The organism is Chromobacterium subtsugae (assembly GCF_001676875.1).
Classification (GTDB): Bacteria; Pseudomonadota; Gammaproteobacteria; order Burkholderiales; family Chromobacteriaceae; genus Chromobacterium; species Chromobacterium subtsugae.
Genome location: NZ_JYKA01000009.1, coordinates 1 through 23,224 on the forward strand (window position 1 = coordinate 1; position 23,224 = coordinate 23,224).

General features: G+C 63.6%; 19 protein-coding genes. 16 read left to right on the forward strand and 3 right to left on the reverse strand.

Going from position 1 to position 23,224, the window contains the following annotated elements; all coding sequences use genetic code 11:
• The 15 genes from MY55_RS12865 to MY55_RS23505 all read left to right on the forward strand — a co-directional run.
• Positions 1 to 2,434, forward strand: a 2,434-nt coding sequence (locus MY55_RS12865) for an SDR family NAD(P)-dependent oxidoreductase (RefSeq protein WP_157889296.1), incomplete at its 5' end; no start/stop codon positions are given.
• Between the two features lie 25 nt (positions 2,435 to 2,459).
• The gene (locus MY55_RS12870) at positions 2,460 to 7,928 is read left to right on the forward strand and encodes a beta-ketoacyl synthase N-terminal-like domain-containing protein (RefSeq protein WP_167595297.1); all 5,469 of its coding nucleotides are present in this window, start codon (positions 2,460 to 2,462) and stop codon (positions 7,926 to 7,928) included.
• Positions 7,925 to 9,637, forward strand: coding sequence for a PfaD family polyunsaturated fatty acid/polyketide biosynthesis protein (locus MY55_RS12875; protein ID WP_065202461.1), 1,713 nt, complete (start codon positions 7,925 to 7,927; stop codon positions 9,635 to 9,637). Before MY55_RS12870 ends, MY55_RS12875 begins: the two co-directional genes overlap by 4 nt.
• 78 nt (positions 9,638 to 9,715) lie before the next feature.
• Positions 9,716 to 10,510, forward strand: coding sequence for a thioesterase II family protein (locus MY55_RS12880; protein ID WP_052878051.1), 795 nt, complete (start codon positions 9,716 to 9,718; stop codon positions 10,508 to 10,510).
• Positions 10,507 to 11,217, forward strand: a complete 711-nt coding sequence (locus MY55_RS12885) for a 4'-phosphopantetheinyl transferase superfamily protein (RefSeq protein ID WP_065202462.1) — start codon at positions 10,507 to 10,509, stop codon at positions 11,215 to 11,217. Before MY55_RS12880 ends, MY55_RS12885 begins: the two co-directional genes overlap by 4 nt.
• Before the next feature lie 13 nt (positions 11,218 to 11,230).
• Positions 11,231 to 12,664: a polysaccharide pyruvyl transferase family protein gene (locus MY55_RS12890; RefSeq protein WP_065202463.1), complete on the forward strand. Its 1,434-nt coding sequence runs from the start codon at positions 11,231 to 11,233 to the stop codon at positions 12,662 to 12,664.
• A 159-nt stretch (positions 12,665 to 12,823) separates the two neighbouring features.
• A complete protein-coding gene (locus MY55_RS12895; protein ID WP_052257949.1) occupies positions 12,824 to 13,438 on the forward strand; it encodes a hypothetical protein in 615 nt (204 codons plus the stop codon).
• 404 nt (positions 13,439 to 13,842) lie between these two features.
• Positions 13,843 to 14,241, forward strand: a complete 399-nt coding sequence (locus MY55_RS12900) for a nuclear transport factor 2 family protein (protein WP_043573370.1) — start codon at positions 13,843 to 13,845, stop codon at positions 14,239 to 14,241.
• Between the two features lie 107 nt (positions 14,242 to 14,348).
• The gene (locus tag MY55_RS12905) at positions 14,349 to 14,744 is read left to right on the forward strand and encodes a hypothetical protein (RefSeq protein WP_043573366.1); all 396 of its coding nucleotides are present in this window, start codon (positions 14,349 to 14,351) and stop codon (positions 14,742 to 14,744) included.
• A gap of 13 nt (positions 14,745 to 14,757) precedes the next feature.
• On the forward strand, positions 14,758 to 14,967 hold the full coding sequence (locus tag MY55_RS12910; RefSeq protein WP_043573363.1) for a hypothetical protein: 210 nt from the start codon (positions 14,758 to 14,760) through the stop codon (positions 14,965 to 14,967).
• A gap of 50 nt (positions 14,968 to 15,017) precedes the next feature.
• Positions 15,018 to 16,100, forward strand: a complete 1,083-nt coding sequence (locus MY55_RS12915; RefSeq protein WP_043573358.1) for a ribonucleotide-diphosphate reductase subunit beta — start codon at positions 15,018 to 15,020, stop codon at positions 16,098 to 16,100.
• A 74-nt stretch (positions 16,101 to 16,174) separates the two neighbouring features.
• Positions 16,175 to 17,209: a P-loop ATPase, Sll1717 family gene (locus MY55_RS23490; RefSeq protein ID WP_157889297.1), complete on the forward strand. Its 1,035-nt coding sequence runs from the start codon at positions 16,175 to 16,177 to the stop codon at positions 17,207 to 17,209.
• Positions 17,210 to 17,286: 77 nt separating this feature from the next.
• Positions 17,287 to 17,700, forward strand: coding sequence for a hypothetical protein (locus MY55_RS23495; protein WP_157889298.1), 414 nt, complete (start codon positions 17,287 to 17,289; stop codon positions 17,698 to 17,700).
• 492 nt (positions 17,701 to 18,192) lie between these two features.
• Entirely contained in the window at positions 18,193 to 18,543 is a 351-nt protein-coding gene (locus MY55_RS23500) for a hypothetical protein (protein ID WP_157889299.1), read from the forward strand.
• Positions 18,544 to 18,615: 72 nt separating this feature from the next.
• Positions 18,616 to 18,948: a hypothetical protein gene (locus tag MY55_RS23505; RefSeq protein ID WP_157889300.1), complete on the forward strand. Its 333-nt coding sequence runs from the start codon at positions 18,616 to 18,618 to the stop codon at positions 18,946 to 18,948.
• A gap of 619 nt (positions 18,949 to 19,567) precedes the next feature.
• On the opposite strand, the gene MY55_RS23510 is transcribed toward MY55_RS23505, so the two are convergent.
• A complete protein-coding gene (locus tag MY55_RS23510; RefSeq protein WP_157889301.1) occupies positions 19,568 to 19,801 on the reverse strand; it encodes a hypothetical protein in 234 nt (77 codons plus the stop codon).
• A 389-nt stretch (positions 19,802 to 20,190) separates the two neighbouring features.
• Between MY55_RS23510 and MY55_RS12920 the strand changes: the two genes are divergently transcribed.
• Positions 20,191 to 20,859 carry a BRO-N domain-containing protein gene (locus MY55_RS12920; protein WP_065202464.1) on the forward strand — a complete coding sequence of 223 codons (669 nt, stop codon included), beginning with the start codon at positions 20,191 to 20,193 and terminating at the stop codon, positions 20,857 to 20,859.
• Positions 20,860 to 20,960: 101 nt separating this feature from the next.
• Here MY55_RS12920 and MY55_RS12925 read toward each other — a convergent pair whose 3' ends face one another.
• Entirely contained in the window at positions 20,961 to 22,205 is a 1,245-nt protein-coding gene (locus MY55_RS12925; RefSeq protein ID WP_157889302.1) for a peroxidase, FMP-type, read from the reverse strand.
• Positions 22,206 to 22,746: 541 nt separating this feature from the next.
• Complete coding sequence (locus MY55_RS23515) at positions 22,747 to 23,169, reverse strand: hypothetical protein (protein WP_157889303.1); 423 nt, start codon at positions 23,167 to 23,169, stop codon at positions 22,747 to 22,749.
• Between the last annotated feature and the right edge of the window lie 55 nt (positions 23,170 to 23,224).

Sequence of the window (23,224 nt, forward strand, 5' to 3'; positions counted from 1 at the left end):
ATTGGGCGTCTCCGCCGCTTCGGCCAGCGACGAACTGCGCAGCGCCGCTACCCTGGCGGAAATCGCCGCCCTGCTGAGCGGCTACGCCGGCCAAACCGTCACAGCTCCGGCTCCGGCAATCGCGCCGGTTCAGGCTCAAGCGGTTCAAGCTCCAGCGGCTAGCCCGGCCGCCGCCGCCGCCCCGTCCGCCGACATCAGCCAGCTGCTGCTGGCCACCGTCGCCGACAAGACCGGCTACCCGGTGGACATGCTGTCGCTGGACATGCGCCTGGAAGCCGACCTCGGCGTCGACTCCATCAAGCGCGTCGAAATCCTCTCCAGCGTCCGCGACGCGCTGGGCGTCGCCTCCGCTTCGGCCAGCGACGAACTGCGCAGCGCCGCCACCCTGGCGGAAATCGCCGCCCTGCTGAGCGGCTACGCCGGCCAGGCTGCCGCCGCGCCGGCTGTCGCTCCCGCAGCCGCGCCGATTCAAGCCCAAGCGGTTCAGCCTCCGGTGGCTGCCCCGGCTGCGACTGCCGCGCCGTCGGCCGACATCAGCCAGTTGCTGCTGGCCACTGTCGCCGACAAGACCGGCTACCCGGTGGACATGCTGTCGCTGGACATGCGGCTGGAAGCCGACCTAGGCGTCGACTCCATCAAGCGCGTGGAAATCCTCTCCAGCGTCCGCGACGCGCTGGGCGTCTCCGCCGCCTCGGCCAGCGACGAGCTGCGCAGCGCCGCCACCCTGGCGGAAATCGCCGCCCTGCTGGGCAACTACGCCAGCGAAGCCACTGCTCTCGCTCCGGCTCAAGCCCCGGCCGCCGCGACGCAGGCTCCGGCGTCCCCCTGGCAGGCGCTGCCGGTGGTCGCTGTCCCGCTGCCTCCGCCCCAACCGAGCCATGACAGCCCTGCTGGCAAAGTGGTGCTGGTGATCGGCGACGGCGGCGAGCTGGCGGCCGAAACCGTGGACCAGCTGGCGCGCGCCGGCTACCGCCCGGTCGCCCTGCACTGGAGCGGCTGGATGCGCGCCGGCGCGGCCGTGCGCCCCGCCAGCCAAGCGCCGGTGGTGGAAGCCGGCCCGCAACAGCTGGCCGACGCGCTGGAAGCGATTGAAACCGCCAACGGCGCGCCCAGCGCCATCGTGTTGCTGCAGGCGCAGGATCAAAGCCAGGCCAGCCGCCAACGCCTGGGCCAGGCCTTGCTCGCCGCCCGCCAAATGCTGCCCTGGCTGAACCAGCGCAGCGCGCTGCTGGCAGTCGCCCGCCTGGACGGCCGCCTGGGCACCGCGGGCGCCGCCCACGGCGACCCGGTGTCCGGCGGCCTCGCCGGCCTGGTCAAGACGCTGCGCCATGAAGTGCCGGGCGTGGCCGCCCGCTTCGTCGACCTGGCGCCGCAGCTGCCCCCGGCCCTGGCCGCGCAGCGCCTGCTGCAGGAATTGGCCGACGCCGACGGCGCGCCGGCGGAAACCGGCTGGGACGAACAAGGCCGCTGGACGCTGGACTGCGCCGCGCCCGGCGCCGAAGCCGCCTTCGCCGGCGCCGAGCTGGCGCCGCTGCGCGCCGGCGAGCTGGTGCTGGTCACCGGCGGCGCCCGCGGCGTCACCTCGCACTGCGTGCAGGCGCTGGCGCGCCAGGTGCCGGCCCATTTCGTGCTGATCGGCCGCACCGCGCTGCTGGAGAGCGACCCGGCCTGGGCGGCGGGCGTGGATGACAACGCCGCGCTGAAGAGCAAGGCGCTGCAGCATCTGCGCGCCTCCGGGCAAAACCCGACGCCGCGCCAGCTGGAAGACAGCTGCCGCGCGGTGCAGGCCGCCCGCGAAGTCCGCGCCACGCTGCAAACCCTGGCCGCCTCCGGCGCGCAGGCCACGTATCTGCCGCTGGATCTGGGCGACGTCGACGCCACCCGCGCCGCCATCCGCGAGCTGACCGCCCGCCACGGCCGCGTGGCCGCGCTGGTGCACGGCGCCGGCGCCCTGGCCGACCGCCGCATCGCCGACAAAACCGCCGCCGACATCGAAACCGTGTTCCGGCCCAAGCTGGACGGCTTCCTGACGCTGCTGGAGGCGCTGCGCGACGCGCCGCCCGCCCGCATCGCGCTGTTCTCGTCCACCGCCGGCTATTCCGGCAACTTCGGCCAGTCCGATTACGCGATGGCCAACGAGGCGCTCAGCAAGCTGGCCTTCCACCTGCCGCGCCAGACCGGCGGCCGCGTGGTGTCGCTGGCCTGGGGCCCGTGGGAGGGCGGCATGGTCACCCCGGCGCTGCGCCAGATGTTCGCCGAGCGCGGCGTCGGCCTGCTGCCCATCGCCGACGGCGCCGCGGTGTTCAGCGCCGCGCTGACCGGCAAACGCGCCGGCGGCTTCCAGTTCGTGGTGGGCGATGTGATGCCGGCCGACGACTCGACCACAGATCAACAGGCCGGCCACGGCCGCCGCGCCCCGGCCTACCCGGCTTGAGCGGACGCGAAAGGAGAGTATGAAAATGATGTTCCCACTGGATATCACCGGCATCGCCTGCCTGGTGCCGGACGCCGACACCCTGGATGGATTCTGGCAAAACCTGCTGGCCGGCAAGCGCTCGATCCGCGACGCCGACACTGAAGACTGGGGCGTGGACCCCACCCGCTTCCTCGGCCCCGGCCGCGGCGTGGCCGACCAAAGCTCCAGCATCGAACTGGCCAAGCCGCGCGGCCATGACTTCGACGCCAGCGGCTTCCTGCTGCCGGCCGCGCTGCTGGGCGCGCAAGACCGCTGCATCCAATGGCCGCTGCAGGTCGGCCGCAACGCGCTGCGCGACGCCGGCCTATGGGGCGGCGACCTCAGCCGCGTCGGCATGGTGCTGGGCAGCTATGCCTGGGCCGCCAGCGCCGCCAGCGACGCCATCACCCGCCCGCTGTACGACGAGGCGCTGGCCAGCGCCTTCGCCGAGGCCGCGCCCGGCCATCCGCTGCGCCTGACCGCCGGCCGCCTCCAGAGCGGCACCCATCCGGAATCGGCGCGGGTGTCCGGCGGCATCACCACCCTCACCGCCCGCGCGCTGGGTTTGGGCGGCCCGCGCTACGCGATAGACGCCGCCTGCGCCACCTCGCTGTACGCCATCCACCTGGCGGCGATGCACATCGCCTCCGGCGAGGCGGACGCGATGCTGGTGGTGGCCGCCAACGGCTTCGACACCCTGTTCGCCAACTTCGGCTTCGCCGCCACCCAGGCGCTGCCCGACCGCACCTCCAACCGCCCGTTCGACGCCGATTCCGACGGCGTGGCCCCGGCGGACGGCGCGATGGCGCTGGTGCTGCGCCGCCCGGACAGCCACCGCTCCACGGTGTACGGCACGCTGCGCGGCATGGGCCTGTCCAGCGACGGCCGCGGCCAAACCCTGACCGCGCCCAACCCCAAAGGCCAGAAACTGGCGTGCGACCGCGCCTACGAACAAACCGGCATTTCGCCGGACACCATCGCCTATGTCGAATGCCACGCCACCGGCACCAAGCTGGGCGACCGGGTGGAGCTGGAAACCGTGGCCCGGGTGTTCGGCGACAACCAGCCGGTGGGTTCGGTGAAGTCCAACGTCGGCCACCTGTTGACCGCCGCCGGCATCGCCGGCCTGGTCAAAACCCTGCTGGCGATGCGCCACGGCGTGATCCCGGCCACCGTCGGCATCGAAAAACCGCTGTCGCGCGACATCGCCGGCACGCCGGACATCATCACCCAGGCCACGCCCTGGCCGGCCGGGCACAAGCGGGCCGCGATCAACGCCTTCGGCTTCGGCGGCGTCAACGCCCACCTGATCGTGGACGGCCCCGGCCAGGCCGCGCCGGAAACCGCGCCTTCGCGCCGCCGCGGCGACGCCGCGCTGCTCACCGGCCTGGGCGCGGCGATAGGCGACTGCCCCGACCTCAACGCGGTGGCGCGGGCGCTGGCCGCCGGCCAGCCGCGCCTGCGGCCGCTGCCGGAAGGCCGCCACGCCGGCATGCCTTTCCCGGCGCCGCAGGGCGCCTACCTCGACCGCGTCGCCATCGACGCGCTCAAGCTGCGGGTGCCGCCCAACGACATCTCGCGCATGTACCCGCAACAGCTGCTGATGCTGTCGGTGGGCGACGCCGCGTTGCGCGACGCTGGCATCGCGCCGGGCAGCCGCACCGCCGTCATCATCGCCAGCGCCATGGACCACAGCGGCCACCGGCTGATGGCGCGCTGGGAATCCAGCTGGCGGCTGGAGGACAGCCTGGACGCCGCCGGCTTCGAACTGAGCGATGAAGAGCGCCGCAACCTGACCCAGGCGGTGCGCGAATCGCTGCACAACCCGGTGGACGCGGTGGTGATGCTCAGCTACGTCGGCAGCCTGCTGGCCAGCCGCATCGCCGCCACCTGGGACTTCTCCGGCCCGGCCTTCATGCTGACCGGCGACGAAACCGGCGCGCTGCGGGCGCTGGAGCTGGGCCAGCGCCTGTTGGCCGAAGGCGAGGCAGACGCGGTGCTGGTCGGCGCCATCGACCTGGCCGGCGCGATTGAAAACCTGATGGTGCGCCAGGCCTGCGGCGCCGACATCTCCGCCCCGGTGGGCGAAGGCGCGTGCGCGCTGGTGCTGGAGCCGGCCGACGCGGTGCGCGCGCAAGGCCGCGCCGCCTACGCCGAATGGCGCGGCGCCGGCTTCGGCGAATCGGCACAGGCCGCTGCCGCATCCATCCGCGCCGGCATCGGCCAGGACGCCGCCAGCGCCGGGCTGGTGGAAAGCGCCGGCCCTCTGCCCGCCGCCGACCTGCTCGGCGGCCGCCCGGCGCTGTCCAGCGCCGCCGCCGTGTTCGGCCACACCCGGATGACCGCCCCGCTGCTGAGCGTGCTGCACGCCGCGCTCAGCCTGAGCGGCCGCAGCCTGCCGGCCTGGGCCGGCTGGAACGGCGCGCAGATACCCGCCGGCCTGGAAGAGGCGCACGCCTATGTGCCGACCGACGCCCGCCCCTGGTTCCGCCCGGCCGACGGCCGCCGCGTCGCCGCCGTGCTAGCGCGCGACGACGACGGCAGCTCGGCGCAGGCGCTGCTGGCGGAAACGCCGGCCGGCATCGCCAACAAGGCGGTGGCGCCGGCCCTGCCGCTGCTGCTGCCACTGGCCGCCGCCGACCGCGATGCGCTGCTGGCCCAGCTGGCAGCCCACATCGCCGAGCTGGAAAAACCGGCCGCCGACGCCGCCGCGCTGTGCCGCGCCGCGGTGCTGGCCCACAACCCGCAGGCGCCGCTGGCGCTGGCGCTGGTGGCCGACGACGCCGCCGGCCTGCTGGAAGAGGCCCGCGCCGCGCTGGCGCAGCTGCCCAAGGCTCAGGCCGACTGGCAATCGCCGCGCGGCAGCCGCTTCAGCCCCGCGCCGCTGGGCCGCGACGGCAAGGTGGCTTTCGTGTATTCCGCGCTGAACACCGCCTTCACCGGCCTCGCCAGCCGCGTCGCCCAACTAGAGCCGCTGGCCGGCGAGCGCCTGTCCGCCGCCCACCGCGACGCCGCCGCCACCATCCGCAGCGAACAGCTGTACCCGCGCCGGCTGGCGCCGCTGGACGCCGAAGGCCGCATGCAGGCGGAAGAGGCGCTGCTGCAGGACAATCCGGCGCTGATCAATGCCGGCATCCTGTCCGGCTGGCAATACGCCACCTTGCTGACCGAGCGCGTCGGCCTGGAGCCGGCGCTGCAATTCGGCCACAGCCTGGGACAGGCCACGATGATGTTCGCCAGCGGAGCCTGGACGCCGGGCGACGCCTGGCTGGCGCGGCTGCAGGAGCTGGACGGCTCGCTCACCCGCCTGTCCGGCGACAAGCAGGCGGTGCGCGAAGCCTGGCAACTGGCCGACGGCCAGCCGGTGGACTGGGTCAACTACCTGGTGCTGGCGCCCGCCGCCGGCGTGGTGGAAGCCGCCAAACAGGAAACCCGCGCCTACGTCAGCCTGATCAACTCGCCGGACGAAGTGACGCTGGTGGGCGAGCGCGCCGCCTGCGACCGCATCCTGCAGCGCCTGGGCGCGGAAGCGGTGCCGGCGCCGGACAGCCTGGCCATGCACTGCGCGCCGGCCGAGCGCGAGCGCGCCGCCATCGCCGAGCGCTTCACCGCCCAGCTCTCCGCCCAGCCGCAAGGTTTGCTGTTCGCCGGCGGCGCGCCCGCCGCCTGGACCCCGGAAGCGGTGGCCGAACGCGTCGCCGGCGACCTGGTGTCGCCGCTGGACTTCCCGGCGCTGGTGGACCAGGCCTATGCGCAAGGCGCGCGGCTGTTCCTGGAACTGGGGCCCGGCGGCAACTGCAGCCGCTGGATAGGCAAGACGCTGCGCGGCCGCCCGCACGCAACCTTCGCGCTGGCCCGCCGCGACCAGGACGACGCCGCGATGCTGGCCAAGCTGCTGGCGCTGCTGGTGGCCCAGCGCGTGCCGCTGGACCTGGCCGCCGCGCTGCGCGTCCAGCCTGAAGAGAAAAAACCGGCCCTGCTCAAGGACCTGTGCTTCTGCCGCCCGCCCATCGCCGCCACGCTGGTCGAGGCGCTGCGCAAGCAAGGCCTGGACCAGGCGCTGGCCCGTCCTTCCAAAATCCTTACCCTCAAACCCGCAACGCAAGACGCCATGACCGCCACCACCCAAACCACGCAGCACACACTGGCTGAACAAGCCGAGCGCCACCGCGCCGAACTGGCCGCCAGCCACGCCTCGCTCGCCAGCCTGCTGGCCGGCAAGCCCGCCGCCGACCCGGCGGCCGCGCCCAAGCAGCCGCCGCTGTTCAACGAAGCCGACATCATGGAATTCGCCGAAGGCCGCGTCGCCAACGTGCTGGGGCCGAAATTCGCCGAAATCGACCGGCTGCCGCGCCGCGTGCGGGTGCCCGGCGCGCCGTTCATGGCGGTCAGCCGCGTCACCGCGCTGTCCGGCACTTACGGCAAGCTGGAAGACAGCCGCATCCGCACCGAATACGACATCCCGAAGCCGGCCTGGAACGCGGTGGACGGCCAGGTTTCCTACCTGTCGCTGGACGCCCAGGGCGTGCTGTTCCTGGTGGGCTGGCTGGGCATAGACTTTGAAAACCGCGGCAACCGCGCCTACCGCTGGCTGGACGCGCAGCTGACCTATCTGGACGTGATGCCGCAGGCCGGCCAGTGCGTGGAGTACGACATCCACATCACCCAGTCCTTCCGCAACGGCGACGCCACCCTGTTCAAGACCGACTTCCTGGCCAGCGTGGACGGCCGCCCGGCGCTGAAGATCGACCACTGCACCGCCGGCTTCTTCACCTACGAGGAACTGAGCAAGGGCGCCGGCATCACCGACCAGCACCGCACGCCGCGCAAGGTGGCGCAAACCGCCTTCATCCCGCCGCTGGCGCCGCCGCGCCGCTCGCTGGACGGCGCCGACCTGCTGGCCATCTCGCGCGGCGAGATCGCCCAGGTGCTGTCGCCGGCCCACGCCAGCGGCGGCCGCAACCCGTCGCTGCGCCTGCCGCCCGCCGCCATCCAGTTCATCGACCGCGTCACCAGCATCGAACCGGCCGGCGGCGCCCACGGCCTGGGCGGCTGCGAAGCCGAATTCCAGGTGAACCCGCAGCACTGGGCGATCCGCGCCCACTTCAAGGACGATCCGATTTTCCCCGGCCCGTGCATGATGGAAGGCGCGTTCCAGCTGCTGCAGGCCTACGCGCTGTCGCTGGGCCTGCAAACCGCCGTCACCGGCGCGCGCTTCCAGCCGCTGCCGCACCGCCCGTCGCTGGTGCGCTTCCGCGCTCAGGTGCTGCCGCAGAACCAGACCTTCACCTACCGCGCCGACATCGTCGAGATCGGCCTGACGCCGGAGCCCTACCTGATCGCCGACATCGACTTGGTCGACAACGGCCGCGTGATGGGCCGGGTGGAAGGCCTGGGCATCCGCCTGACCGGCCAGCCGGCGCTGCCGCAAGCCGCGGCCGCCGCGGCGCAAACCCAGGGAGCGGCGCTATGATCCAGGCCACCTCCTCCGCCCTCCGCGGCGCCGAGCAACTGGGCAGCGCCGCCTTCCGCCAACGCCACGGCCTGCGCCTGGCCTATATGGCCGGCGCCATGGCCAACGGCATCGCCGGCGAAGAGCTGGTGATCGCGCTGAGCCGCGCCGGCTGCCTGGCCAGCTTCGGCGCCGCCGGCCTCAGCCTGGAACGGGTCGACGCCGCCATCGCCCGACTGCGCGCCGAGCTGCCCGGCAAGCCGCTGTGCTTCAACCTGATCCACACTCCGGACGATCCCGCGCTGGAGCGCGCGCTGGTGGACCTGTACCTGAGCCGGGGCGTGGAAACCATCGAGGCCTCGGCCTTCATGGCGCTCAGCCCGGCCATCGTACTGTACCGCGCCAAGGGCGCCCGCCTGGATGGCGCCGGCGGCGCGGTGGCGCGCCAACGGGTGATCGCCAAGGTGTCGCGCCGCGAAGTGGCCGAGCCCTTCTTCCGTCCGGCGCCGGACGCCATCCTGGACGCGCTGCAGGCGGCCGGAGAGCTGACGGCGCAGGAAGCTGCGGCGGCGCGGCTGCTGCCGGTGGCCGACGACGTCACCGTGGAAGCCGACTCCGGCGGCCACACCGACCGCCAGTCGCTGGTTTGCGCGCTGCCGGCGCTATCGCTGCTGCGCCGCCGCGTGACCGAAGTCTTTCCCGCCGCGGCGCGGGTCGGCCTGGGCGCGGCCGGCGGCATCAGCACCCCGGCGGCCATCGCCGCCGCCTTCGCCATGGGCGCCGATTACGTCGTCACCGGCTCGGTCAACCAGGCCTGCGTCGAATCCGCCACCTCGCCGGCGGTGCGCAAGCTGCTGGCCGCCGCCGACCTGGCCGACGTGACCATGGCCCCGGCCGCCGACATGTTCGAGCTGGGCGTGCAGGTGCAGGTGCTCAAGCGCGGCACGCTGTTCGCCGTGCGCGGCGCGCAGCTGGCCGAGCTGTACCGCGCCCACCCGTCCTTGCAGGCCATACCGCGGGCCGAGCTGGCGCGGCTGGAGCAGCAGCTGTTCCGCCAGCCGCTGGCGGCGGTGGAGGCCGAAACGCTGGCTTTCTGGCAGCAGCGCAATCCAGCGCTGGCCGAGCAGGCCAGCCGCGACCCCAAGGTGCGGATGGGCCTGGTGTTCCGCTGGTATTTAGGCCAGTCCTCGCGCTGGGCGATACAGGGCGCGCCGGAGCGGACGCTGGACTACCAGGTGTGGTGCGGCCCGGCCATGGGCGCCTTCAACGCCTGGGCCGCCGGCACCCCGTTCGCCGACCCGGCCGCGCGCCGCGCCGCCGCGGTGGCCGACGCGCTGATGCAGGCCGCGGCGCAGCCGCTGCCGCAGCCTGCGACAGGCATGGAAGCCCCGCAAGCCCCGCCGCAGCAGGCTTTGCGGCCGGAACCGGCCCCGGCGGCCATGCCGCCGGCCTCGTTCGCCGCCGAGGACATCCAGGAGTGGCTGATGGAGCAGATCGCCTCCCAGCTGGACCTGTCGCCCGACGACATCGACCCGCGCCGCACCTTCGAAAGCTACACGCTGGACTCCACCCGCGCGCTGCTGATCCTCACCCGGCTGGAAAAGCGGCTGGCGCTGAAGCTGTCGCCGACGCTGATCTGGAACTACCCGACCATAGAGACACTGGCGGCGCAATTATGCAAAATGGCATCAGTAAAGAAAATTGACATGCAAACAGCACAAACTACATAAGGCCGCCGCCCCGGTCGGACTTCGCGCCGCGCCGGGGCGGCTTGAGCACAGATTCAGACCGAACCAGGAATCCGCATCATGATCACAACCCATCAGACCGCGTCATCGCTCCCGCCGGGCCTGCACGACACCGGCAACTGGCTGATCTTCCGCAAACCGCGCCCCAGGGCCGAAGTGCGGCTGCTCTGCTTCCACCACGCCGGCGGCGCGGCGCTGGCCTATCGCAGTTGGACCGATCGCATGCCGGATTTCATCGACGTCTGCCCGGTGCAGCTGCCGGGACGCGGCACGCGCTACGGCGAAGACGCCTATACCCGCGTGGAACGCCTGGTTCCGTCGCTATTGCGGGCGATCCGCCCGCTGCTGGACCGCCCGGTGGCGCTGTTCGGCCACAGCATGGGCGCGGCGCTGGCCTTCGCCACCGCCCAGGCGCTGGAGCGCAGCCAGGCGCAGGTGCTGCACCTGTTCGCCTCCGGCCGCCGGCCGCCGCTGCCGGAATACCGCACCCAGTTGCACCGGATGGGCGACGCCGACCTCACCGCCTACCTGCGCCAGCTGGGCGGCACCCCGGAAATCGTGTTCCAGGAGGAAGAGCTGAAGCACGCGGTGTTTTCGCTGCTGCGCGCCGACCTGGAAATGAACGACCACTTCCAGGCCTCGTCGCCGCTGTTGAACGTGCCCATCACCGCGCTGGGCGGCGACGACGACGACCACGTGCCAGTGGCCGCGCTGGAAGACTGGCGGCGCCTGACCCATTCCCGCTTCTGCCGCCAGCTGTTCAGCGGCGGGCACTTCTTCGTCCGCGACATGGAAACCGCCGTGATCCAGCACGTGGCCTCCACGCTGTCCGCCAGCGTGGCCTGCCCGCTGTGAGCGCGTTGCGGCAAGCGCTGGCCTCGCCCGGCGCGGCGATAGACGTGATCTCCATCCCGCTGGACGGCCCGCCCTGCCCGGACGCGCTGTCGCCGGACGAGCGCCTGCGCGCGGCGCGGTTCATCCGCCCGCGCGACGGCGCCCGCTACGCCGCCGCCCACAACGCGCTGCGCCAGCTGCTGGCCGCCGCGCTGGGCGCCGACCCGGCCGCGCTGGACTTCGCCGCGGAAAGCGCCGGCAAGCCCTGGCTGCCGGCTTATCCTGAGCTGGGCTTCAACCTCAGCCACTCCGGCGACGCCGCGCTGGTGGCGCTGGCGCGCGGCGCGCGGCTGGGCGTGGACCTGGAACAAGCCCAGCGCGACGGCCGCGAGCTGGACTGGCAAGGCATCGCCGAATCCTACTTCAGCGCGGGCGAAAGGCTGGCGCTGGGCGACGCCGACGACGGCGCGCGGCGCTTCCTGCGGATGTGGACCGCCAAGGAAGCGGTGCTCAAGGCGATGGGCAGCGGCCTGTCCGGCCTGGCCGACGTGGAAATCGCGCTGGACGAGGCCGGCCGGCCGCGGCTCGTGTCGGCTCATGGCGACAGCTGGCGGCTGCACGCGCTGGAAACCGAAGACGGCCACGCCGCCGCGCTGGCCCACGATGGCGCGCCGCGCCCGCTGCGCCTATGGCGCGCGCAAGATTTCACCTTATCCTTCCCCACCTGAGAGGACTCGACCCATGTCCAAGCTGCTTGAAGCGTTTCTGGCGTCCAACGCCTCCTATCCGGTGTTGTACAGCCAATTGACCGAACTGATAGGCGAAGCCGCCCACCTGCCGCCGCCGGCGCGCGAAGCCGGCAGCCCGCTGCGGCTGCTGTTCGCCGGCTACGCCGGCGGCGGCAACACCGGCTCCGACGTGCGGGTGGCGGAAATGATCCGCCAGGTGCGCGCCATCCTGGGCCGCGACCGGGTGCAAATCGGCCTGGTCGGCACCGGCGTGGACCTGCCGGAAGACCTGCAAGACGACGTCAAGCTGGAGCTGGTGCAGGACTACTTCCCGGAATTCCTGATCCGCACCATCCGCGAGTACGACGGCGTGATCGCCTGCGACGGCTCCATGTTCAAGTCCAATCTGTGCTGCATGCTGTCGGCGATGCTGGGCGGCGCGCTGGGCATGGCCGTCGCCAGCGGCCGGCTGGCGGTGGGCTACGGCGCCGAGGCCGGCAAGATGGAGCCGGAACTGTCGGCCTTCATTTCCAGCCTGGGCAGCGGCCCGCTGATCCTGTGCCGCAACGAAGAGTCCAAAGCCGTGCTGCAGCCGCTGGGCCTGCGCGCCACCGGCGGCGCCGACACCGCCTGGACCTACCGCGCCGAGCCGGCCGATTCGGTGCGCGAGCGGCTGGTGCGGCTGGGCCTGGCCGACTTCCCGCTGCTGGCGGTATGTCCGATGAACCCCTTCTGGTGGCCGGTGAAGCCCGACCTGGTGAAAGCCCAGGAAATGGCCGAAACCGGCGCGCACAGCGAACTGTTCTTCGGCAGCATCCTGTTCCACCCGGACAACGAATCCATCCGCAGCCGCTATGCCGCCTATCTGGACGCGCTGGCCCACGCCGCCAAACAATGGCAGCAGGACACGGGCGGCGGCGTGCTGATCATCGGCATGGACAAGGTGGACCGCGCCGCCTGCAACGACCTGGCCGCGCGCTTCGAACAAGCGCCGCCCATCGTCGCCAGCGGCGACATGCCGCCGCGCGCCATCGTCGGCCTGCTGCGCGCCGCCGACCTGCTGCTCAGCTCGCGCTTCCACGCCATCGTCACCAGCATGGAAGCCGGCGTGCCGGCGGTGGGCGTGAGCATGGACGAACGCATCGCCAACCTGCTGGGCAAGGACGAAATCGGCCGCCGCCTGCTGAAGGTGGACGCGCCGGACCTGGCGGACAAGCTGGTGGACTCGCTGCGCCACGCCGAGGCCAACCGACTGGACATCTCGCGCCAGACCCGCCAGTCGGTGGCCGGCCACCTGCGTGAAATGGCCGAGATGGGCCGCCGCTTCGCCCAGGAAGTGCGCCGCTTCCATCCCGACATCGACACTCCGGCCGACGGCGCGCACTGGACCGCCTTCCTGCCGGAAATCAGCCCCGAGCTGCAAAGCCTGATCGCCCAGCACAACTAAAGCGGCAAACCAGCGACACCTGTTCCAATTGACAGGGGGCGGCACCCAAGCGCGTCCAGACAATCAACATATTGCTACCGCGGCGCGCAAGCGCCCCCCGTCAACCCCACCCCATCGCCTTCCCACAGGCGATGGAGCCGTTTTCATCCGGAGATTTCCATGGCGCACCCCAGCCCCATACCCGCCATCCGCGCGCCGCGCCGCAGCCGTGCTGCGTTGCCGGCGCTGCTTGTCATCGCCGCCCTCGCCGCCTGCTCCACGCCCAATCCCAACGAAAGGGTGACCGGCGACGGCGGCAGCCGGCTGCTGAAACTCAGCTCCAAACAAGTCACCGTGGATCTGACCCCGGCCGAGCAGCAGACGCTGGCCCAGATCCAGGACAAGACCTACCAGCGCGTGCAGCCTCCCTCCGCCGTCAACGCCAGCAGCTCCGCGCTGCAGGCGATGGGCTTCAAGCCGGTGAAGGCCGACCAGGAAACCATGCTGGTGGAAGGCGAACTCAACCGCGTGATCGGCGTGCGCTGGCGCGAAGCCATCCGCGCCATCTTCAAGGCCAAGGGCATTCCGCTGCAGGCCAAGCCCGACCACGAAAGCGTCAGCGCGCTGGTGACGGTGCGCCCCGACCAGGATGGCGAAACGCTGGTGCGCGCCCGCTTCAAGGTCACCATCTGGGACACCAACGGCGACTCCAAAACCTCCACCGTGACCGACCCCAAGATGTACGACCACTTCTTCTCGCTGGTGCAGGACTCCCTGTCCGGCAAAACCTCCTGACCCGCCGGCGCGGCGAAGCCGGCTTGCAATCCGGTTTCGCCTCCGGTAGCCTCGCACCCTTCGGCCGCAGCCTGCCGCGCGCCGAAGGGCCGTCTTGGCCCGGCCCTCGGGCCCGGGCGCGCATATGCGAAAAAACAACGCCGCCCGTTTCCGGCCAAAGCGCCGCCCGCGCCGGGCCGCCAACCACAAGCTATGCCGCCGCCGGCCGCACACCACCACAAATTTCACTAGATATTGTAGAAATTCACATCTAATACACCAGATATGCTAACCTTGAAGCACTGAGAAAACAGTCTGAACACGGATGGCATGCGCCGCGCAAAGCCTGATTCCACAAGGGTTTGCCGACCATCCCCCCGTGGAATGACGCGCCGCCCGGCCCCATCACCGCGACGAAACCGACCATGAGCCTGGAAGCCTTTTTCAAACAATACCAGCACAGCTATTCGCAGCTGGACACGGCCGGCGTGACCCATCACTTCACCGTGCCGTTCACCGCCATCCACCATGGCGACCTGGCCTGCTGGCCCGACATGGCCGCGCTGGAAGCCACCACCGCCTCGCTGCTGGCGTGGTACCGCAGCCAGGGTTTCCTCAGCGCCAGCCACCGGCTGGAAAGCGTGCAGGCGATGGGCGCCAACGCCGCCAGCGCGGTAGTGGCCTGGACCGTGGAGCGCAGCGGCCAGTCCGCCTGGCATTACCACACCGGCTACCACCTGAAACGGGTGGACGGCCACTGGAAGATCTACGGCGTGGTGCAGTACGACACCGCGCCGGAACAGGAAACGCCAATGATGGCCTAGCCATCGCATCCTCAAGCCGTTTGGCGACAGACGGCTTCGGGATGGACCGCAGGGGCCGCGGCAAGGCGCCCCGCGCACGGCAACTGGCAGCGCCTTGGGAGGACAAGATGCAGACATTTGAAAACATCGGCATTACCGGCTTTTGCGAAGACAAATCCCACAATCCGGACAAGCAGTTCCTGCTGTTCAACCTGTACCTGCAGCTCAACCTGGCGCCGCCCAACGAATGGAAGGACTACTTCCAGGAATCGCGCCGCGTCCCGCGCGCCCAGCGCTGGCGCAAAGCCTGGATAGAAGGCGACACCCTGGTGGTGTACTGCCAGCCCGAAGAGCTGCAGCAGGAAATCGAAACCCTGAAGCACGACATCGCCGCCGCCAACCAGCAATACCGCCAGCTGCGGCAGCTGCGCGCGGCGCGCAACCGGCTGCAGGAGCAGCTGGAGCAGGAGGAAGCGCGCGAACGCGTGCTGATCCGCCAACTGGCCCAGCAACTGCGCTTCTAAGCCGGGAGAGCCCATGAGCACCACCGCCTATTACCTGCTGCGCAAAAGCGTGGCCGGCCGCCGCCCCGCCATGGTGAATGCCGGCGCCCACGCCGCCATCGTGCCGGCGCCGCAGCCGGAGCCCGCCGCGGCGCCGGGCGAGGTCCGCATCATCCAGCATTGTCAGCTGCAGCCGGCGCAAGCCGCGCAACAACGCAGAGAACACGTAGTAAAATCCGCATAGAACCGCCGCCGCGCCCCCGCGCGGCAACCGAAGACGATACAGGAGCACCCATGCTGAACTTTGAAGACACCCTCCCCTCCACGCCGTCCGCAGCCGCCAATGCCGCCAGCCACGGCAGCGGCCGCGTAAACGCGGTGGACAAGAAGGTGATCAATGGCACCACCGACGTCAACCAACTGGTGCCGTTCAAGCACAAATGGGCCTGGGAAAAATACCTGGCGCAGTGCGCCAACCACTGGATGCCGCAAGAAGTGAACATGCAGCGCGACATCGAACAGTGGAAAACCGGCCAGCTGACCGAAGACGAAATGCGCATCGTCAAGCGCAACCTGGGCTTCTTCGTCACCGCCGACTCCCTGGCCGCCAACAACATCGTGCTGGGCACCTACCGCCAGATCACCAGCCCGGAATGCCGCCAGTTCCTGCTGCGCCAGGCCTTCGACGAAGCCATCCACACCCACGCCTACCAGTACATCGTGGAAAGCCTGGGCCTGGACGAAGGCGAAGTGTTCAACGCCTACAACGAAATCAAATCCATCCGCGACAAGGATGAATTCCTGATTCCGTTCATCGACGTGCTGTGCGACCCGGCCTTCAAGACCGGCACCCTGGAAAACGACCAGAAGCTGCTCAAATCGCTGATCGTGTTCGCCTGCATCATGGAAGGCCTGTTCTTCTACGTCGGCTTCGTGCAAATCCTGGCGCTGGGCCGCCAGAACAAGATGACCGGCGCCGCCGAGCAGTACCAGTACATCCTGCGCGACGAGTCCATGCACTGCAACTTCGGCATCGACCTGATCAACACCATCAAGCTGGAACAACCGGAAATCTGGACCGAAAGCTTCAAGGCCGAAGTGACCGAGCTGTTCAAGCACGCGGTGGAGCTGGAATACGCGTACGCCGAAGACACCATGCCGCGCGGCGTGCTGGGCCTGAACGCCAGCATGTTCAAGGAATACCTGCGCTTCATCGCCAACCGCCGCATGCAGCAGATCGGCCTGGATCAGCTGTTCCCGGGCGTGAACAACCCCTTCCCGTGGATGAGCGAGATGATCGACTTGAAGAAGGAGAAGAACTTCTTCGAGACGCGGGTTACCGAGTATCAGACTGGCGGGGCGTTGAGCTGGGATTGATTTGACATAGATTATTGACAGGATTTTATACAAAAGGCACACTTTCGAGTGTGTCTTTTTTTCTGGAGTTAATCATGGGAATATTTAATAACATAAAAAATAATACTGGCAATACTAAACAAACAGCACCCATTAAACATCGTACCACAAAGAATTTTTTCCTTGGCTACCCCGAAGCAGAAGCCGAAGCGCATAATAACTCCCAAATCCCATTCACAACCCTCTATACCAACATAAATCTAATCGAGAATCTAGATGACTCCAGGTTTATACTTGTTGGAAAAAAAGGGACGGGGAAATCTGCCTTTGCAAAATACATTGAATCTAATAATATAGCGAATTTTTTCTGCAAAACATTAAGAAAAAATGATTTAGATATTGATGGAATTGTTTCAGCCTGCGGAAAAGACTTTGACTACGAAAGTGTATCAAGATGGGTGCTGAGTGTTCAAATGTTAAAATTAATAAGCAATAGTCAATCTCTAGACCATAAGGAACAAGAAAATATAAAAAAATTTCTAGAAATAAACTCAGGATATGTTGATTTTGACAAATACAGCATAAAAGCAATAAGCAATCAGAAAGATATTAAGATTGACATCTCTCCCTTAAAAAGCATATTAAAGATTATAGGTGGGGAACAAAAAAAGCTAGACCAAGAAAAGCCATCATTTTTACAAGTACTTCCCTCACTTGAGGAACTTTTAAGTAAAATTTTAACAGAAGAAAAATGTAGAGAATCTCAAAACTCGTATTTAATTATCTTGGATGACCTTGATCATGGTTTCAATGCAAAAAACTCAACACATATAGCAAATGGATATTCATTAATAACCGCGGCGCGAAATTTTAACAATGAGATATGCCGCGAAGGAAATGCCAAAACTATATTACTAATGCGAGATGATATCATAAGAAGAATAGAAAGCCATGAAGCTGGAAGCGCAAAGGCAATATCCTCATATGCATATAAAATAAAATGGCACGATAATAACTTAAAAGGCGAGGCAGAAAAATTCAACAAGCTAAATGAATTCATAGAAAAAAGATTAAAACACAATTTTGTAAAAAATAATATCCAAAAAATAATAAAACCAGCAGTTATCTAGAAGAGTTCTTAAGCATAAGCTTTCCGTTTAAGTACCTCTTGGACCGATCCTTTCACAAACCAAGAGACTTTCTACTTATGTTTTTAGATATTGGAGAGACACCGTTTGCATTACCAATGGACAAATACAGACTAGATAAAATATTGAAAAAGTACAAGTCTGAAATGATAAAAGAAATAAAAAATGAATTAATTGCCCACCTACCCAGAAGCGTGGTAGATGATGCCATAACAATTATCACCAGAAATAACAAAGAGATTGGAATAGAATACTCTGACTTTCAGAATTACATAAGAAAAGTAATCCCTCCCGAATCAGAATTAACTGTTGATATGGTAATTGAAAGACTCTATGACTCATCAATAATTGGGCAAATAAAAGATGGAAGAAACTTCTTTAAATACAGACAAGGGGAGAGAGAGGAAGAAGCCCATCTCCATGATTTCGAAATCGGCCAAAAAATCCTCGCTCATAACATAGCTCGGCTTTAAGTACTGCACCGCGCGACATCGCAAGCTGCTCAATCTTTTTGAAGCTCACGTTTAAGTAACTTTTAACCATCATCCCAGCGGACCTCCTTCGGAGGCTGTTGAACTCTGCTGTTGGACATTAAGCACGGTAGGTTGGGCTGAACTTGTGAAGCCCAACGTTTACCGCGCAACAGGGGTACCCAATTGGGATGGTAAGATCACATTTTTGGAATCCGCTTCGCGGATAATGTTTGATATGCCGGTTCCGCCCGGCAAACGGGCAAGGAGATTGCGCGGCCAATCCGCTTGCAACCCCAGGCCACCCCTACAGCGCTGCGAAACCCCATCTTTCAAACCAGACTCGGGGAGCTGCCGGAACTAGCGGTGTGCTACCGTCGCGCCGAGTCGAACAAGCGGCAGCTTAAAGCCTTGGGACTGGTTATAAAACTGGTCAGTGCTAAAAATAAGTGTATTCTCACTAAAATAAAATCCATAAAAGATGGAGCAGCATAAATGCAATTTCTGCCTGAAGAAAACTATTCAAAAGAAGAAGCCAAAGTCATTTCAAAATCAGATGACAAATTCCTTATTTGCAAAATGCTAACCAGCCTATCCAGCATCGATGACTTCGAGTGGACTCAAACCTTTCTACTGACACATATCGGCGATGAAGATTTAGATATAAATAGATGCGCTATTTATGGACTTGCAGGAGTAGCACGCAATTTTGGCAAGATTGATAAGATGAAATTTCAGCAAGCAATATTAGACATTCCAGCCAAACACGCGGAAGAACTTGCAGGCGTCATTCAAGATGCTCTTGATGACTTCACCATTTACACTCAGCACGGTAGGTTGGGCTGAACTTGTGAAGCCCAACGTTTACTGAAAAGTTGAAGCACCCATTAAGATGACCATTTAGAGAGATGTTACGAAATGCCGTGGGAAAAAATCTTACCAGCATTCTTCATCGCACCATTATTAATTTACGGCATATCACTCGAAAACAAGCGTCGTGAAAACATCGCTCGAGACATGGCAAAGGATTGGTTACAGAAAAATTACACTGGCTGCTATATCCGATCTATGCAATCCTCAAAAAACCGTTGGCCTGTCGTAATCATCATGAAGGTTTATACATCAAAAGATGAGGATTTTGAAATCAAGCTGAAAATTGGATCATTCTTTGGTGGAGTATTTAATGACAAAATTCGCATTATTTACATTAGAAAAATCAAAAAATCTCCAAGTGACAAATCTTCAGCGTAGCAAAGCAATAGCGTAGCACGGTGGGGGTGGTGGGATTTTCAAAGCCAAGCGCTTACCACGCGATAGAATAAAATGGTCAAACCCCGCCAGAAATTACCGAATTCACGCCGCGCTAACCTCGTGGCACTCAAACAAGTAGAAGCTTAAACCCGAGCGCATTATTTTGAACAAATCGCGACACAGGACATTTATTCGTCACTGAAGTTCTAAATTTCGAAATAGCTCTGTTAAAACATGACAGACAATGGCACAATTGACATATACAAAAATGATCTCGCTCGGCCATGACTTCAGAACATAACCTCCTCCACGCCTGCGCTCATTGCAAAGGGTCAGGCACCTGCAACAGCGGGCCGGATGGCTCCAGCTGCAAAGTCTGCGAAACCAAAAATGAACTTAAAAAAGGCCCTTACTACGGTCTTGCCTGTGGCACATGCGGAGGACTCGGTAAAACAGACACGATGACTTATCGGCTTAACCACAGAACAAAACCTGTTCTTTCATTAATATTGGTATTGATTTCTACTGTTCTAATACTGCTATTTGGCATATTCCGTAACGAATACTTTCACGAAGTGCTAACCTTCTGCACTACCATTTTAGGCAGTGTTGTCGGCTATTATTTCTCAACAAAGGGAAATGAAGAAGGAGCATAGCCCATAAGGAACAGCGCAAACAGGATATATTTTGCTTCACCTCGCGCTGACATTTCCATATCGTTCTCGATTAGAATCAATCGCATTACCATGGCATCCTCACTTCTATCAAATTTTATGCTGTCCAAGCTACCTGCCCCGTACTTGGCGGATTGACCCCAAGCAGCGTCACTGTTAAATTGACCGCTGGTGCTCAACACACCACTCCGTCAGCGGTTTAGCCCGCGCCCGTAAGTCGTGGCTTTTTTGCGTCCATAGGTTTCCTGTCGTGCCGCTCACTCGGCGCGTCCAAAGCTTATGGCCGGGTAGCGTGCAGCCATACAATACCCCGGCAACGGGGGAAATCTGCGGGCCGTCTGACGGCGGTGTTGAAGTACCCGGCCGCCCCTCTCAACAGGGGGCGCTTTAGACAAAACCGTCAGGAGTCCATGATCATGGATGCTCGTCTTGTATTTGTCGTTTCTCTTTCCCCTCCCCTTATTCGCCCTCCCCGCCACGTATCGCGTGCATCGTTACGCCTACGCGCCGCATATCGCCTTGCGTTTTTGGCGGCGCAGTTTGCGCGTTGGATTGGGGAGGCCCGGCCATGAATGCGGCTATCGATCAACAGGTGAACACGCCGTTGCGGCTGGATTTCGCCAAGGGCTTGGCCATGCGGGTGGTGCGGCGGCCGGAGGGGTTTTGGCTGGTGGCGGCGGAGGTGGCCGCGTGCATGAAGCTGGAGGTAAAGGATTTGCTGAAGGCGCTGGGCGAGCCGCTGGGCCGGCCCTTGCGGCTGGTGGATGAGGCGGAGCCGGTGTTGTGCCTGTCCGAAGGCGAGCTGGACGAAGTGTTTCGCCGCATCAAGAAACCGGGCGCGCGGCGGCTGCGGCGCTGGTGGCTGGAGGCCACCCGCCCGTCCTTGCTGCAGGAGGCCGGCGCGGCCCATACGGCGGAAACCCTGCACCTGGCGCTGGCCCTCGCCGCGGAGGCGGCGCAGCAGGTTAGCCGCGCGGTGATGGAGGCGGTGCTAAGCGAACCCGGCACCTGGCAGCATTCGCGCTGGGTGGTGGCGCTGGATTACGCGCCCAACAACAAGCAGCGCTGGCCGCACGGCAGGCTGATCGGCCTGAGCAGCAGCGTCTCCACGCTCAGCGGCATGGCGGAGTTGATCGCCCCGCCCGGCCAAATGCCGGCCACCAGCGCGGAGCTGCTCAAGCTGGCCACCGCTTGCCAGCTGCGGCTGGCGCAGCGGCTGGATAAGTTCGCCAGCTGACCGCGCAGCACAATAAAAAAACACCGCTTCAGCGTGGCGAAGCGGTGTTTTCATTTCAACGGCCGCACTCCAGCTGGAATCCGCCTGTTGTCAAACCATGCCTAGTAGTTCAAAGGAATCTTGCCGCTCGGCTTCTTTCTCAAGGTATTCACCTGAATATGGGGCCAGCGCGTCACCTGGCCATTTGAGCCGAACATGAATTCAAAGAACAGCACTTGCTCGTATTGCAGCTGCAATACCTCGCAACCATCGCTGTCTATCACGGTTTGTATCCATAAATTCAGGCTCATTTCCGTCACATTGGCGAAGGTGCTGACAAACGGGGTATTCAAAATCCCGCCTTGCGGGCCGCCGTTGTGTTTGCTGGTGAGCTGAATCAACGTGTATTTTTCCATGCGCTGATCCTTGATCGCGTCACGCAATCGCAAATTCGGGCGAACGGAATACGGATAGTTGGGATGCGCGACAATGCGTTGGAAATAAGTCAGATTGCTGTCGGGCTGGGTGGTAGGCAAGGACTTATCAAACGCCCATGCCAGCGCGGGCGCGTCGAGATTGAGCGGCGCCGGCGGCGAGCCATCCCCTACCGACAACAAGGCGGCTGCGCCCATGCTGGGTGAAATGGCGAGCGGCGAACCCGCCAAGGGCACGGGATTGGCCGCAATGGCTGCCGGCACGATGGTATCGTCTTCCGGCGGCGGCGTAGTCGGCCACGATTGGGTGAAAGGCTGGGTCCAGCAATCGGCGCCGGCAGGATAGTCCGGTTTGCCGGGGATATCCGCCTGAAAGCCGCCGGTAATCATGATCGCGCTGCCATGGGGTATCGTCCCGCTGCGCGCAATGGAATACGGCGGCACATAGTTTGGCCCGCTGGCGCCGGCGCCGATGGCAATGCCGGGGAAGCCGTTGTCTGAAATAACGGATTCTTCCGTAGCCGCATGGTTGTACATAGGATTCATCCAAAGATACATCCCATCTTCTTCGTGAATCCCAACGCCGTCGCTGACACGCTGTATGCTTTGGTTGTATTTCACCGCGCCGGCAAACTGTTCGTTTGTGCCGCCGCGATTACGCACGCCGCCATCCACCAGGGAAAACGTCAGTTCCTCGGTATAGTTTTCACAGAGGAAATGGAATATGCCAAAAATGGTTTCTGAATTGGTCCCCGGCGACGGCATACAGGTGGTATGCAGCCCCCACCCAACATCTTTCTTGTCCGGATTGTAATTCACCCATGTGCCTTCCAGCTGCTTCAGCACGCCATAGTCAGCCGGCTGACTCAATAGCTCATCCGAATATTCCGGATAGGGAGGGATTGGGGTTTGAGCAATTTTCTTTTCAGACATGGAAACCTCGCGTGGTTATTCATTTGTAGAAAAGCGACACGGCGGGAAAGCAATGCAAAAAACAGTCTGAATCAGATAATGACGGCCCTTCAACAAGGCTGAATTTGCGATGCGGCAGTCTGCTGCAAATCACCAACTTATAAACGAAATGAATTTCGCCTATACAAAAAACATAGCACCGAAAATGACATTATCAAGGCGAATTATTTGATAACCATTATTATTATGATGGAGGAAGGCCTTGATTATTCCAAACTTCCTGAGATTCACCCTCTTGAAAGAATGCGTCTCCAGAAAATGGTTAAAGGCAAAACTAAAGAAAAGGGAAATTGCAGCCGAACTTATCCCTGAAAATCCATGACATAAGGGTATCTGACAGGGTCAGAATTGGAATGGACTGCCATCCATTTGAATTCATCCGCTGGATCCAACCAAGATCACATCCGACTTTCATTTTGCTACACGATGATCTTCATTTCATTCTGCAGCCCCCACCCCGGCATTGCTAAGCGGTGCTTTCTTTACAAATCCAGCGCCAATCTCAGCGATTGCCTTGGTAAGCTTTCAGAGCCTCAAGCCCGCTGCGTTCGGCGCGCACCTGAGCCAAAGTGCCAAATGCCTTGCTGCTTTCCATCAGGCTTTGCGTGTCGGCCAGCAAGTCAAACCGCTCTGCTTGCGGCGGGCCCTGCTGCTCATTGAGCAGCCGGATATAAATCGTCGGCATCAGGTTCTGGAACTCTTCCGAACTCAATTTTCCGGTATTGGCCAAACCCGACAGCACATCATAAGCCTCCTCCGTGGTGACGCTTTTCAGATTGAGCTGCGCCGGGGGATTGGCTTGAGCGGGTAAGAAGCGAGTAGACTTTGCCGCATCCAGCTGTTGAGAAAAGCTGGCCGCCTGCCCAACCTCAAGCGAAGCTCGCATCACAGTGCTTCGGTGCCCTGATGTCGCAAATATCAGCATTTTTCCCTCCGTCACGAGTGCGGGTTAATAGTGTTTCTAATCTCGTCTGCAAACA